Here is a 13,801-nt window from a genome sequence, read left to right on the forward strand (position 1 = left end):
ATATGCCGTTCGGTCATGGCCATGGCCGCGTCGAAGGCACTGGCCGTGGGGCTGAGGTAGAACGGCCTGGCCGTCATGTGGCGCTCGATGGGTGCACCAAGCTCGGCATCGGCAGCGGCCACTACCTGGCGCAGGTCACGCAGGGTAAAGATGCCAGTAGGGTAGCGCTGCGCATCGACGATCACGATGCTGCCCACCTGTTGCTCGTGCATCAACCGCACGGCTTCGCGCAGGGGCGTGTCGGCACTGCACACCACTGGGTGGCGCATGGCCAGTTCACCCAGGGGGGTGTTGAGCGAGTACTGGGTGCCAAGGGTTTCAACGGCACGTTGACGCACCTGCTGGTTGACCTGATCGAGCAGGCTGCTGACCCCGCGCAGTGCAAAATCCCGAAACACTTCCGACATCGAGAACACGCGGATGAATGCAGCCTTGTTCAGCTGCAGGCAGAAGGTGTCCTCACCGGCCAGGTGCTCGGTGCGGGTCGCCCGTTCGCCCAGCAGGGCGGCCAGCGGGAAGCATTCGCCGCTGGTGATTTCGAAGGTGGTCTCGACACCGGGTTTGACCAGGTGCTGGCGTTCGCCGACCACACGCCCCTGCTTGACGATGTAGAAGTGCTCGACCGGGCCGTCAGCCGGTTTGACGATGCTCTCGCCGCACGCGTAGAAGCGCAGCTGGCATTGCTCGACCAGGTAGGCGAGGTGGCTGTGCTCCATCTGGTTGAACGGCGGAAAACGCTGCAGAAACTGCAACGTACCCTGGATGTTCTGCAGCACTGCCGTCCTGCCCGCCTGGCTGTAGGCGTCCTTTTTGCTCATGAAACTGACCGTATCGCTATGCCGAACTATATATATCTATATATAGGTGCCGGGCATGTTGTTCTCTGCCTCCATGGTCGGCTTGCGGCGGGGTGGTGCCCATTGGACGTAAGTCTATGAGCGGCCCTGTCAAAGACCCGACGAAAGGTGGATCGGGTTGCGCATTTACTGCGGTCCTACTGCTGAAGCGGAATTTTTTTGACGAGATGGCCATGGTTGAGCATGACGACATCCTGAGTGACGCCGAACGTGAGGCATTGGCCGTGGTGAGTGCGCCGCTGGCGCCCAGCCCGGTGGTGTTGATTGTCGATGACAACCCGGTCAACAGTGACGCGCTGAAGTGGTACCTGAAGAGCAGAGGCATCGAGTGCATGACCGCTGATGGGGCCAACGAAGCGATATTCAAGCTGCATTACGAACCGCGCATCGCACTGATGATTACCGACCTGCGCATGCAGCCCAGCGATGGCCTGGAACTGATCCGGCAGGTTCGCGAGTCGGAGCGGGCGGCGTTGTCGATCATCGTGGTGTCGGGCGACACCGATGTGAAGGAGGCGGTGGACGTGATGCACCTGGGGGTGGTGGATTTCCTGCTCAAGCCGGTGGACCTGGGCAAGTTGCTGGAGCTGGTGAAGAAAGAGTTGAAGCTCGATTAAACAGCCGCCCGTACTGGGCTCATCGCCGGCAAGCCAGCTCCTGCAGGGACCGCACAGCTTCCAACGCTTGTGCAGTCCCTGTAGGAGCTGGCTTGCCGGCGATTGGGCCGCAAAGCGGCCCCCGTTCGCAGAGGCTGCTTATAACCCGTTACGCGCCTTGAACTCGCGACGACGGCGGTGCAGCACAGGCTCGGTATAACCGTTCGGCTGCTTGCCACCTTCCACCACCAGCTCCACGGCCGCCTGGAACGCAACGTTGTCGTCGAAGTTCGGCGCCATCGGGCGGTACAGGGCGTCGCCGGCGTTCTGCTGGTCGACCACCACGGCCATGCGCTTGAGGCTTTCCAGCACCTGCTCCTGGCTGACCACGCCGTGGCGCAGCCAGTTGGCCAGCAGCTGGGCGGAAATGCGCAAGGTGGCGCGGTCTTCCATCAGGCCGACGTTGTTGATGTCCGGCACCTTCGAGCAACCCACGCCCTGGTCGATCCAGCGCACCACATAGCCGAGGATACCCTGGGCGTTGTTGTCCAGTTCGTTGCGGATCTCGTCGGCCGACCAGTTGGTGTCGGCGGCCAGCGGGATGGCCAGGATGTCGTCGACCGATGCCGGGGTACGCGAGGCCAGTTCACGCTGGCGTGCCTGTACGTCGACCTTGTGGTAGTGCAAGGCGTGCAGGGTGGCAGCAGTCGGCGACGGTACCCACGCGGTGTTGGCGCCGGCCAGCGGGTGAGCGATCTTCTGCTCGAGCATGGCTGCCATCAGGTCGGGCATGGCCCACATGCCCTTGCCGATTTGCGCACGGCCTTGCAGGCCGGTGGCCAGGCCGACGTCGACGTTGTTGTTCTCGTAGGCGCCGATCCACTTCTCGTTCTTCATGGCGCCCTTGCGCACAACGGCGCCGGCTTCCATCGAGGTGTGGATTTCATCGCCGGTGCGGTCGAGGAAGCCGGTGTTGATGAACGCTACGCGCTCGGCGGCTGCCTTGATGCAGGACTTGAGGTTGACCGTGGTACGGCGCTCCTCGTCCATGATGCCGACCTTGACGGTGTTGCGCGGCATGCCCAGCAGGTCTTCCACCTGGCTGAAGATTTCGGCGGCGAAGGCCACTTCTTCAGGACCGTGCATCTTCGGCTTGACGATGTACACACTGCCGGTGCGGGTGTTCTTGCGGCTGGTGTTGCCGTTGAGGTTGTGCAGGGCGATCAGGTTGGTGAACAGGCCGTCCTGGATGCCTTCGGGAATTTCATTGCCCTGGGCATCGAGGATCGCCGGGTTGGTCATCAAGTGACCAACGTTGCGCACGAATAGCAGCGAACGGCCGTGCAGGGTCACGCTGCCGCCGTTGGGCGCCGCGTACTCGCGATCCGGGTTCATGGTGCGGGTAAAGGTCTTGCCGCCCTTGCTCACGCTTTCGGCCAGGTCGCCCTTCATCAGGCCCAGCCAGTTGCGGTAGACGACCACCTTGTCGTCGGCATCGACGGCGGCAACCGAATCTTCGCAGTCCATGATGGTGGTCAGCGCCGACTCCATCAGGATGTCTTTCACGCCAGCGGCGTCGGTGCTGCCGACAGGGGTGCTGGCATCGACCTGGATTTCGAAGTGCAGGCCGTTGTGCTTGAGCAGCACGGCAGTGGGTGCAGCAGCGTCGCCATGGAAACCGATCAGCTGGGCATCGTCGCGCAGGCCGCTGTTACTGCCGCCTTTCAGGGCAACTACCAGCTTGCCGCCTTCGATACGGTAGCTGGTGGAGTCAACGTGCGAGCCGGCCGCCAGTGGCGCGGCTTCGTCGAGGAAGGCGCGGGCGAAGGCGATGACCTTGTCGCCACGTGCCTTGTTGTAACCCTTGCCTTTTTCGGCGCCGCCTTCATCGCTGATGGCGTCGGTGCCGTAGAGGGCATCGTACAGCGAGCCCCAACGGGCGTTCGCGGCGTTCAGGGCGAAGCGGGCGTTCATCACCGGAACCACCAGCTGCGGGCCGGCCATGTGGGCGATTTCTTCGTCCACGTTCTGGGTGGTGGCCTGGAAATCGTCGGCTTGTGGCAGCAGGTAGCCGATTTCCTGGAGGAAGCTTTTGTAGGCTACGGCGTCGTGTGCCTGGCCTTTGCGTGCCTGGTGCCAGGCGTCGATCTTGGCTTGCAGCTCGTCGCGCTTGGCGAGCAGGGCTTTGTTCTTTGGAGCGAGGTCATTGATGATCTTTTCTGCACCTGCCCAGAACTGCTCGGCGACGATGCCGGTCCCCGGGATGGCTTCGTTGTTCACGAAGTCGTACAGGACCTTGGCGACCTGAAGGCCACCGACTTGAACGTATCCAGTCATTGCTTGCCTCACTCTGCTCAGCTATTTCGCTCTTCTGTATTAAGCCTGTAGCGCTTCTCTAAACACGGCACCAGTGCGTGCCCCCGGGATGGCCCGAGCGCGGCTGGGTGCGGCCTTCCAGACAGGCTGGTGGGCAGTGTGCGTATTTTCACAGGCGCCTTGGCAGACATCCAAACGACGTTTTGTAGTCCGCGCCACGGGATACTACATGAAGCAGTAGGCGGGGCAAAATCAGACTAAAAGCGCCGTTCTGCGACCCGTTGGTCGCGTATGGTCACGCTGGGAGTGGGTATGTTCGCAAAAAACAGGTGGATTGTTCCAGATAAATCTTGAAACAGTACACGATTGGCTGTGTCGAGTGCCCTGCGGCAGGTTGCCGCGCCTTGCCTATACTGAGTCGATCCCCCGATTTACTGCCGCACGGCGCGGTCCGACACGAGGAAGGGCTTGTGGATCATCTTGTACTGACTGTTATCGCCCCTGACAAGGCCGGCCAGGTCGAACGCATCGCCCAGTGCATCGCCGACCATAGTGGCAACTGGCTGGAGAGCCGCATGTCGCGCATGGCCGGGCAGTTCGCCGGCATTTTGCGGGTGGCGGTGCCGGCGGAAAATTATGATGAGCTGGTGAAGTCTTTGCAGGCGCTGGTCAAGCATGACATTCGCGTGCTGATTGCCGAGAGCGGGATCGAGCCGTCCTGTACCTGGAAGCCGATTGCCATGGAGCTGGTAGGGAACGACCGGCCGGGGATCGTGCGGGACATTACCCGGTTGCTGGCTGAGTTGCAGGTAAACGTCGAAAGGTTTTCCACAGAGGTGCGGCCTGCGCCGATGAGCAGTGAGCCGTTGTTTCACGCCGATGCATTGCTGGCGCTGCCGCTGACTTTGCCGCTGGATGAGCTGCAGCAGCGCCTGGAGAGCCTGGCGGATGACTTGATGGTGGAGTTGCAGCTGCGTCCGGAGGATTGACCGGAATGGGCGGGGCTGCACGGCAGCCCGTGGGGTTATCCCGATATTACGGGGAAGGCCCTGTGGATAACCTGGGGGTGTACCCCTCCAGGCCACGCAACATGTGGCTTGCAGAGATATGATCAAAAAACACCCAACAATCAGCAGCTTTTGCACAAAGCACGGGGATCAGGGTGTGGATAACCTATGGAGATGTGTCTGCAGGCCATAAATTACCTGGCCTGCAGAGTTTTGATCATTTAATGATCAGCTGCGCTTGCGCAAATTCCACCAGGCATCGACGCTGTAAACCGCCAGACCTGCCCAGATGAACATGAACGCCACCAAGGTGCTGGGCGACAAGTGCTCATCGAACAGCAGCACCGCCTGCAGCAGCACCAGGGTCGGCGCCAGGTATTGCAGGAAGCCCAGGGTGGTGTACGGCAGGTGCCGCGCAGCGGCGTTGAAGCACACCAGCGGTATCAGGGTCACAGGCCCCGCAGCCATCAACCACAGCGCTTCGCTGTTGGTATAGAACGCGCCCTGGGCACTCATCGCCGTCGGATGCAGCAACAGCCAGCCGATCGCCAGGGGTACCAGCATCCAGGTTTCCACCACCAGGCCCGGCAACGCCGCCACCGGTGCCTGCTTGCGGATCAGCCCATAGAAGCCGAAGCTCAGCGCCAGCACCAGCGACACCCAGGGCAGGCTGCCCACTTGCCATACCTGCTGGGCCACGCCCACGGCTGCCATGGCCACCGCCAGCCACTGCAGGCGGCGCAGGCGTTCGCCAAGAATCAGCATGCCCAGCAGCACGTTGATCAGCGGGTTGATGTAGTAGCCCAGGCTGGCCTCGAGCATGCGACCATTGTTCACAGACCAGACATAGGTCAGCCAGTTACCGGCGATCAGCGTCCCGCTCAGGGCCAGGATAGCCAGGCGGCGCGGGTTGTCGCGCAGTTCACGCCACCAGCCAGGATGCTTCCACACCAGCAGCAGCAGTGAGCCGAACAGTGCCGACCAGAGTACCCGGTGGACGATGATTTCCACCGCCGGGACGCTCTGGATTGCCTTGAAGTACAGGGGGAACAAACCCCAGATGATGTAGGCGCTGAGGCCCAGAATGTACCCGCGACGCGGGTTTGCGGCGTGCATGCAGAATCCTTGCTTAGGTAGCTAAATAACCCGACGCCTATTGTAGACAGAGGCGGGCAAGCTTCTAGAACAATTTCAGCGGCGGCTCATCCAGTGCGGCCATTTGTTCGCGTAGCGCGAGAATCTGGTCGCCCCAGTAACGTGGCTGGCCGAACCAGGGGAAGCTGGGCGGGAACGCAGGGTCATCCCAGCGCCGTGCCAGCCAGGCGCTGTAGTGCAACTGGCGCAGGGCGCGCAGGGGCTCGATCAGGGCCAGTTCGCGCGGGTCGAAATCGTGGAACTCGTTGTAGCCGTCGATCAGCTCGGCCAGTTGCCCCAGGCGTTCCTCGCGGTTACCGGCCAGCATCATCCACAGGTCCTGCACCGCCGGGCCCATGCGGCAGTCGTCGAGGTCGACCACGTGGTAAACCTCGTCGCGGTGCATCAGGTTGCCGGGGTGCAGGTCTCCGTGCAGGCGCATCACCTTGTGCGGGGTGCGGGCATAAGCGTCCTCGACACGCTTTAGCAGGTCGCGTGCAACCGACTCGTAGGCGGGCAGCAGTTCGCGCGGGACGAAGTTGCCATCCAGCAGGGTATTCAGCGAAGCATGGCCGAAGTTGTCCACAGCCAGCGCTTCGCGGTGTTCGAAAGGCCGTGTGGCGGCCACGGCATGCATGCGGCCAAGCAACTGGCCCAGGCGGTAGAGCTGGTCGAGGTTGCCCGGTTCAGGTGCATGCCCGCCGCGGCGGGGGAACAGGGTGAAGCGAAAGCCCTGGTGCTCGAACAGGGTGCGGCCCTCGTGCAGCATGGGGGCAACTACCGGCACTTCGCAGTCGGCGAGCTCGGCGGTGAAACGGTGTTCTTCGAGGATCGCTTCATCGCTCCAGCGGCCAGGCCGGTAGAACTTGGCGATCAGCGGTTGCGAGTCTTCGATGCCTACCTGGTAAACCCGGTTCTCGTAGCTGTTCAGCGCCAGCACCCGGGCATCACTGAGAAAGCCCACGCTTTCGACAGCGTCCAGGACCAGATCGGGAGTGAGGGTGGCGAACGGGTGGGACATGGGAACTCCAGGGGAAGACAGCGTGGAGGCCATGGTAGCGCGTTATACCTGTGCCGGCCTCTTCGCGGGTAAACCCGCTCCCACAGGGATCGCACCTGTAAGCCCTGATGCGATCCCTGTGGGAGCGGGTTTACCCGCGAAGAGGCCGGCACAGGCTAAGCAGGAACCCCGATCAACACATAAGAGGGCTGAAACTGTACCCGTACCGCGCAGCCATCCACCACCCGCTGGCCTGCCAGCCAATCGGCCTCGGCAATGGCACACAACGTCTGCCCATTGCCCAGCGCCAGCCTGACTTCACTGGGCCCGTCGACCTCTGCCAGTATTTCCTCCACCGTCGCACGCAGGCAATTGCTGCCCACCTCGGGCTCTTCCCCCTCCGCCAGCAAACGCACCCACCCCGCCTTGAGCAGCGCCACCACCATGCTGCCCAGCGTCAACTCCAGCCGTGCAGTGCTGTCCTGGGTGATCAACGCATCGATCACCAGCCCACCGCCCAATGCCAGGCTCACCCGGTCATACCGTCCTTCACGGTTCAGCCCGCTGACCTGGCCCTGCAGCTGATTGCGCGCACTGGTGCGCAACATCAGCCGGCCGAGCAGATCGAGGTCACTGGATTCTTCGGCGGCTTCGAGAAACTGCGCCTGCAACGACTGCAGCCGCTGATACAGGCGCAGCACCCGCTCGCCTTCCGGCGACAAGCGCGCACCACCACCGCCCCTACCGCCCGTGCTGCGCTCCACCAGCGGCTGGCTGGCCAGGTTGTTGAGCTCGTCGATGGCATCCCAGGCTGCCTTGTAGCTGATGCCGGCAGCCTTGGCGGCGCGGGTGATCGAGCCCTGTTCGGCAATGTGCTGCAGCAGCGCGATGCGCTGGGGGCGGCGGGATATGTGTTGGGTAAGGGGGGTGGGTAGGGGCATGGGTAGTCTGTTGGTGTTGGGCCTGAGGGTGGATAGTGTGTAGGAGCGGCCTTGTGTCGCGAAAGGGGCGCGAAGCGGCCCCACGGTTTCTGCCCGGGCAGAGATCGCTGGGGCTGCTGCGCAGCCCGATCGCGACACAAGGCCGCTCACAGAGCGATGCGCACGCTCATACATAGCCAGGCTTGGGCGTACGCGCCAGGCAGTACACATCAACCCTTTGCGCCCCGGCCTTGCGCAGCACCTCGGCGATGGCCTGTACAGTCGCACCAGTGGTCAGCACATCATCGACGAGGGCGACATGCCTGCCTTGCAGATCACCCATCAGCGCAAAGGCCTGGCGCAAATTGCGCCGCCGTGCCTGGGCATCCAGGCGCTGCTGCGCGGGCGTCTCCCGCGTGCGCAGGAGTATGCGCTGGTCGCCTGGGATCCCGAGTTGTGACGACAGCCATCGCCCCAGCATCCCGGCCTGGTTGAACCCCCGCTCACGCAGTCGACGCCTGGCCAGGGGCACAGGCAACAGCAGGTCGGGGCGCGGCAGCCCCTCTGCAAAGCGGTGCAAAAGCCCATGCCCGAGCAATTCGGCCATCAATCGCCCCAGCGGCCATTGGCGGTTGTGTTTGAAACGACTGATCAGGGTGTCCACTGGAAAGCCAAAATGCCACAGCGCTATCACCTGGTCGAACGCAGGTGGTCGACGGCAGCACTGCGCACAGGTGAGCCCGGCCATAGGCAAGGGCAGAGCGCAGCGGGTGCATTGATCGCCCAGCCAAGGCAGCGCCTGTTCGCAGGCAACGCAGACTGGGTAGATCTGCCCGGCAGGCTCGTCACATAACAAGCACGACTGATTAATAAGTGACCACTTGTAAACCAGTCGTTTCAAGTGCGGTTGACAGTTCATAGGGCTTCCATGACTATGCGAGCTATCCGTGATGCGCTGGCGGGCTTTCCCTGTCCCGGCGCCAGCTTCAGCCTACACAAGGAAACGCCGATGAGCGCCAGCACAACTGCAACAACACGTCACGACTGGTCCCTGGCCGAGGTCAAGGCGCTGTTCCAGCAACCGTTCAATGACTTGCTGTTCCAGGCGCAGACCGTGCACCGCGCGCATTTCGACGCTAACCGCGTGCAGGTGTCGACCCTGCTGTCGATCAAGACTGGCGCCTGCCCGGAAGATTGCAAATATTGTCCGCAGTCCGGCCACTACAACACCGGGCTGGAAAAACAGAAGCTGATGGAAGTGCAGAAGGTGCTGGAAGAAGCCGCCCGCGCCAAGGCCATCGGTTCTACGCGCTTCTGCATGGGCGCGGCCTGGAAGCACCCGTCGGCCAAGGACATGCCCTACGTGCTGGAGATGGTCAAAGGGGTGAAGGCCATGGGCCTGGAAACCTGCATGACCCTCGGCAAGCTCGATCAGGAGCAGACCGCCGCGCTGGCCCAGGCTGGCCTGGACTACTACAACCACAACCTCGACACCTCGCCGGAGTTCTACGGCAGCATCATCACCACCCGCACCTACAGCGAGCGCCTGCAGACCCTGGCCTACGTTCGCGATGCGGGGATGAAGATCTGCTCGGGCGGCATCCTCGGCATGGGCGAGTCGCTGGACGACCGCGCCGGCCTGCTGATCCAGCTGGCCAACCTGCCAGAGCACCCGGAATCGGTGCCGATCAACATGCTGGTCAAGGTTGCCGGCACGCCGTTGGCCGAGGAAGAAGACGTCGACCCGTTCGATTTTATCCGCATGCTGGCGGTAGCCCGCCTGCTCATGCCCAAGTCGCATGTACGCCTGTCGGCCGGCCGCGAACAGATGAACGAACAGATGCAGGCATTGGCCTTCATGGCTGGCGCCAATTCGATCTTCTACGGCGAAAAACTGCTGACTACTGCCAACCCGCAGGCCGACAAGGACATGCAACTGTTCGCGCGCCTGGGCATCAAGCCCGAAGCGCGTGAAGAACACGCCGACGAAGTGCACCAGGCAGCCATCGAGCAGGCGCTGGTCGAGCAGCGCAGCAGCGAGATGTTCTACAACGCCGCGTCGGCCTGAGATGGCCTTCGACCTGGCGACGCGCCTGGCCGAACGGCGCGCCGCAGACCTGTATCGGCAGCGACCGTTGCTGGAAAGCCCGCAGGGGCCGGAAGTAGTGGTTGATGGTCAGCGTTTGCTGGCCTTCTGCAGCAATGACTACCTCGGCCTGGCCAACCACCCCGAGGTGGTCGCCGCCTGGCAGGCCGGTGCCGAGCGCTGGGGTGTCGGCGGCGGTGCCTCGCACCTGGTGATCGGCCATAGCACCCCGCACCACCAGGTTGAAGAGGCGCTGGCCGAGCTCACCGGGCGCCCGCGTGCGCTGCTGTTCTCCACGGGCTACATGGCCAACCTGGGCGCCATCACCGCGCTGGTGGGGCAGGGTGACACCGTGCTGCAAGACCGTCTCAACCATGCCTCGCTGCTGGATGGCGGGCTGCTTAGCGGTGCCCGCTTCAGCCGCTATCTGCACAACGACCCGGTCAGCCTGGCCAGCCGCCTGGACAAGGCCGTCGGCAATACCCTGGTGGTCACCGACGGCGTGTTCAGCATGGATGGCGACCTGGCCGACCTGCCGGCGCTGGCCGAAGTCGCCCGTGCCCGCGGCGCCTGGCTGATGGTCGACGATGCCCATGGCCTGGGCACCCTAGGCGCCCAGGGCGGCGGTATTGTGGAGCACTTTGGCCTGGGGCTGGAGGATGTGCCCGTGCTGATCGGCACGCTGGGCAAGGGCTGCGGTACTGCCGGCGCCTTTGTTGCCGGCAGTGAAGAGCTGATCGAGGCGCTGGTGCAGTTCGCCCGCCCGTACATCTACACCACCAGCCAGCCACCGGCACTGGCCTGCGCCACGCTCAAGAGCCTGGAGCTGCTGCGCCGTGAAACCTGGCGCCGGGAACACCTGGCGGCGTTGATTCGCCAGTTCCGCGCAGGCGCGCAGCAGATCGGGCTGCAATTGATGGACAGTCCGACACCGATCCAGCCAATCATGATCGGTGACAGCGCGCAGGCCTTGCGCCTGTCACGCATGTTGCGCGAGCGCGGGCTGCTGGTGACCGCCATCCGCCCGCCTACCGTGCCGGCTGGCAGCGCGAGGCTGCGAGTTACGCTGAGCGCCGCGCACAGCGAAGCGCAGGTGCAGCTATTGTTGAATGCATTGGCCGAGTGTTATCCACAACTGGAGAACGCCGATGCGTAATCGACTTGTTCTACTGCCCGGCTGGGGCCTGGGCACTGCTTCCCTGGAGCCGCTGGCGGCCAGCCTGCGCGCCCAGGACGCACGCCTGCAGGTGGAGCTGATGCCGCTGCCGGAACTTGCCCACAGCGATGTCGAGGCTTGGCTCGACCACCTTGATCGCAAGCTGCCGAGCGATGTCTGGCTGGGTGGCTGGTCGCTCGGCGGCATGCTGGCTACTGCGCTGGCGCGCAAACGCGGTGACCACTGCTGCGGCCTGCTGACCTTGGCCAGCAACCCCAGTTTCGTCGCCCGCCCGGACTGGCCCCACGGCATGGCCGAAGACACCTTCGGCACCTTCCTCGACGGCTGCCGCAGCCATACCCAGGTCACCCTCAAGCGTTTCCGCAGCCTGTGCAGCGATGGCGCCCTGCAGCCGCGCACGTTGTTGCGCCAGCTGGGTGTGGGGGTACCTGACACCGACCCGCTGTACTTGGCCACTGGCCTGGAAGTGCTGGCCAAGCTGGATACCCGCGAAGCCCTTCAGGCCTACCCCGGGCCGCAACTGCACCTGTTTGCCGGCAGCGATGCGCTGGTGCCGGCAGAGGCGGCAAAGGCATTGAGCGAGTTGTTGCCCGATGTGGAAGTGGGCCTGGTCGAAGACAGTTCCCACGCGTTCCTGCTGGAGTACCCACAGGAGCTGGCGTCGGGCATCAAGATTTTCCTGCATGAGAGTGGCGATGACTGATCTATCCCGTCCGACCCTGCCCGGCGCGCTACCCGACAAGCGCCAAGTGGCTGCTTCGTTCTCCCGCGCTGCGGCCAGCTACGACAGCGTGGCGGCGTTGCAGCGGGCTGTGGGCCTGCACTTGCTCGAGCAATTGCCGCAGGGCCTGCAGCCGTCGCGCTGGTTGGACCTGGGCAGCGGCACCGGTCATTTCAGCCGGGCCCTGGCCGAGCGGTTCGTGCAAGCCAGCGGTGTGGCGGTGGATATCGCCGAAGGCATGTTGTGCCATGCCCGCAACGAACAAGGTGGGGCGCACTACCACGTGGTCGGTGACGCCGAGCGTTTGCCACTGCGTGATGTCAGCGTCGACCTGGTATTCAGCAGCCTGGCCGTGCAATGGTGCGACCAGTTCGCCAGCGTGCTGGCAGAAGCCCTGCGCGTGTTGCGCCCGGGTGGTGTGCTGGCCTTCAGCAGCCTGTGCGTGGGCACCCTCGACGAGCTGCGCGCAAGCTGGCAGAAGGTGGATGGCCTGGTGCACGTGAACCGCTTCCGACGTTTCGAGGACTACCAACGCCTGTGCGCAGCCAGTGGCTTCGAACCACTTGGGCTGCAGCGTTGCCCGCATGTGCTGCACTACCCGGATGTGCGCAGCCTGACCCACGAGCTGAAGGCCCTCGGTGCGCATAACCTGAACCCTGGGCGGCCTTCCGGCCTCACCGGCCGGGCCCGTATGCAGGGCCTGTTGCAGGCCTATGAGGCATTTCGCCAGCCAGAGGGGCTGCCAGCCACCTATCAGGTGGTCTATGGTGTGTTGCGCAAGCCACAGGCGTAAGGGGAGCGAGATGAACCAGGCCTATTTCATTGCCGGTACCGACACCGATGTCGGCAAGACCACCATTGCAGCGGGATTGCTGCATGCAGCGCGCTTGCAGGGGATGAGCACGCTGGGGGCCAAGCCGGTCGCTTCCGGCTGCACGATGACGGCGAAGGGACTACGAAACAGCGATGCCCAGGCGCTGATCGATGAAAGCTCGATCAAACTGCCCTACGAGCAGGTCAACCCGTTTGCCTTCGAACCGGCCATTGCCCCGCATGTAGCGGCCCGCGAGGCCGGGGTGACGCTTGGCGTGACGCCGCTGCTGGCGGCGATGCGCAATGTGCTGGATCAACGAGCCGACTTCACCCTTATCGAGGGGGCTGGCGGCTGGCGTGTGCCGCTGGCTGGCCTGGAGAACTTGTCCGATCTGGCCGTCGCCTTGGACTTGCCGGTGATCCTGGTAGTAGGGGTGCGGCTGGGTTGTATCAGCCATGCCTTGCTGAGCGCCGAGGCGATTGCGCGGGATGGCTTGCAGTTGGCGGGTTGGGTGGCGAACATCATCGAGCCGCGTACCTCGCGCCTGGAAGAAAACCTGGCCAGCCTGGCCGAGCGTCTGCCAGCGCCTTGCCTGGGGCGGGTGCCCAAGCTGAAGCAGGCCAGCGCAGACATGGTGGCCGAGCACCTGCAGCTGGATCTGCTGGATTAGTGGCTTGCCGGCGATAGGGCCGGTGCAGGAATGCCCACGGCCTATCAACTGGCACCAGGCCATTAGGGATTTAAACGGGCCTTTTTGCCTGTGGCCTGCTTTAATTGGGCCTGTTAGTCATCCAGCGTCAATGGAGTAATGACATGGAAATCACCGGTAGCTCCGCCTACTATGCCGGCCTGAGCGCGATCCAGTCCGGCCAGAACCGCATCGATCAGGCCGCCGGCCAGATCGCCAACACCAGCGCCGAACGTACCGCAACCAGCCAGTCCAGCGACTTCCAGGCCGAGCGCCTGCGCGCAGTTGACCGCAGCCAGCAGATGGACCTTGCCACCAGCACCGTGCAGATGGCGGTGGGCAAAACTGAAGTCGAGCTTGGCGCAAAGGTCGCCAAGGCATCCGACGAAATGCTCGGCCGGTTCATCGATACTTACGCCTGACGGAACCCCTCGAATCAAACACAGCCCCCTGTGGGAGCGGGCGTGCCCGCGAATGCGTCAGGT

At 63.6% G+C, this 13,801-nt stretch carries 14 protein-coding genes; 8 read left to right on the plus strand and 6 right to left on the minus strand.

All coding sequences use genetic code 11. The annotated features are described in order from the left end of the window. A partial coding sequence (locus tag HP547_RS19135; protein WP_172287088.1) for a CBS domain-containing protein occupies positions 1-818 on the minus strand: 818 nt, incomplete at its 3' end. Between the two features lie 116 nt (positions 819-934). Here HP547_RS19135 and HP547_RS19140 point away from each other — a divergent pair. Beyond that, positions 935-1,474 (plus strand): response regulator, encoded by a 540-nt coding sequence (locus HP547_RS19140; RefSeq protein ID WP_172223019.1) that lies wholly within the window; start codon positions 935-937, stop codon positions 1,472-1,474. A 138-nt stretch (positions 1,475-1,612) separates the two neighbouring features. On the opposite strand, the gene HP547_RS19145 is transcribed toward HP547_RS19140, so the two are convergent. After that, the gene (locus HP547_RS19145) at positions 1,613-3,790 is read right to left on the minus strand and encodes a malate synthase G (RefSeq protein WP_172223016.1); all 2,178 of its coding nucleotides are present in this window, start codon (positions 3,788-3,790) and stop codon (positions 1,613-1,615) included. A gap of 449 nt (positions 3,791-4,239) precedes the next feature. Between HP547_RS19145 and HP547_RS19150 the strand changes: the two genes are divergently transcribed. Then, on the plus strand, positions 4,240-4,758 hold the full coding sequence (locus HP547_RS19150; protein ID WP_172223012.1) for an ACT domain-containing protein: 519 nt from the start codon (positions 4,240-4,242) through the stop codon (positions 4,756-4,758). A gap of 246 nt (positions 4,759-5,004) precedes the next feature. On the opposite strand, the gene rarD is transcribed toward HP547_RS19150, so the two are convergent. The 4 genes from rarD to HP547_RS19170 form a co-directional block, all read right to left on the minus strand. Further along, on the minus strand, positions 5,005-5,892 hold the full coding sequence (rarD, locus tag HP547_RS19155) for an EamA family transporter RarD (RefSeq protein ID WP_172287089.1): 888 nt from the start codon (positions 5,890-5,892) through the stop codon (positions 5,005-5,007). Positions 5,893-5,956: 64 nt separating this feature from the next. Next, complete coding sequence (locus HP547_RS19160; RefSeq protein WP_172223003.1) at positions 5,957-6,931, minus strand: serine/threonine protein kinase; 975 nt, start codon at positions 6,929-6,931, stop codon at positions 5,957-5,959. Between the two features lie 155 nt (positions 6,932-7,086). Next, positions 7,087-7,851, minus strand: coding sequence for a TOBE domain-containing protein (locus tag HP547_RS19165; RefSeq protein ID WP_172222985.1), 765 nt, complete (start codon positions 7,849-7,851; stop codon positions 7,087-7,089). Between the two features lie 166 nt (positions 7,852-8,017). Beyond that, on the minus strand, positions 8,018-8,749 hold the full coding sequence (locus HP547_RS19170) for a ComF family protein (RefSeq protein WP_172287090.1): 732 nt from the start codon (positions 8,747-8,749) through the stop codon (positions 8,018-8,020). Between the two features lie 90 nt (positions 8,750-8,839). On the opposite strand from HP547_RS19170, the gene bioB reads away from it, so the two are divergent. The 6 genes from bioB (at position 8,840) to HP547_RS19200 (ending at position 13,738) form a co-directional block, all read left to right on the plus strand. After that, a complete protein-coding gene (bioB, locus tag HP547_RS19175; RefSeq protein WP_172222979.1) occupies positions 8,840-9,898 on the plus strand; it encodes a biotin synthase BioB in 1,059 nt (352 codons plus the stop codon). A gap of 1 nt (position 9,899) precedes the next feature. Then, positions 9,900-11,072, plus strand: a complete 1,173-nt coding sequence (gene bioF, locus HP547_RS19180; RefSeq protein WP_172287091.1) for an 8-amino-7-oxononanoate synthase — start codon at positions 9,900-9,902, stop codon at positions 11,070-11,072. Then, positions 11,065-11,796, plus strand: coding sequence for an alpha/beta fold hydrolase (locus HP547_RS19185; protein ID WP_172222973.1), 732 nt, complete (start codon positions 11,065-11,067; stop codon positions 11,794-11,796). Before bioF ends, HP547_RS19185 begins: the two co-directional genes overlap by 8 nt. Further along, positions 11,789-12,607, plus strand: a complete 819-nt coding sequence (bioC, locus tag HP547_RS19190; RefSeq protein ID WP_172222969.1) for a malonyl-ACP O-methyltransferase BioC — start codon at positions 11,789-11,791, stop codon at positions 12,605-12,607. Before HP547_RS19185 ends, bioC begins: the two co-directional genes overlap by 8 nt. A gap of 10 nt (positions 12,608-12,617) precedes the next feature. Next, positions 12,618-13,298, plus strand: coding sequence for a dethiobiotin synthase (gene bioD / locus HP547_RS19195; protein ID WP_172287092.1), 681 nt, complete (start codon positions 12,618-12,620; stop codon positions 13,296-13,298). Positions 13,299-13,441: 143 nt separating this feature from the next. Then, complete coding sequence (locus HP547_RS19200; protein WP_172225163.1) at positions 13,442-13,738, plus strand: pyrroloquinoline quinone biosynthesis protein PqqE; 297 nt, start codon at positions 13,442-13,444, stop codon at positions 13,736-13,738. Positions 13,739-13,801: the final 63 nt, after the last annotated feature.

The organism is Pseudomonas sp. CM27, assembly GCF_013179515.1.
Taxonomy (GTDB): Bacteria; Pseudomonadota; Gammaproteobacteria; order Pseudomonadales; family Pseudomonadaceae; genus Aquipseudomonas.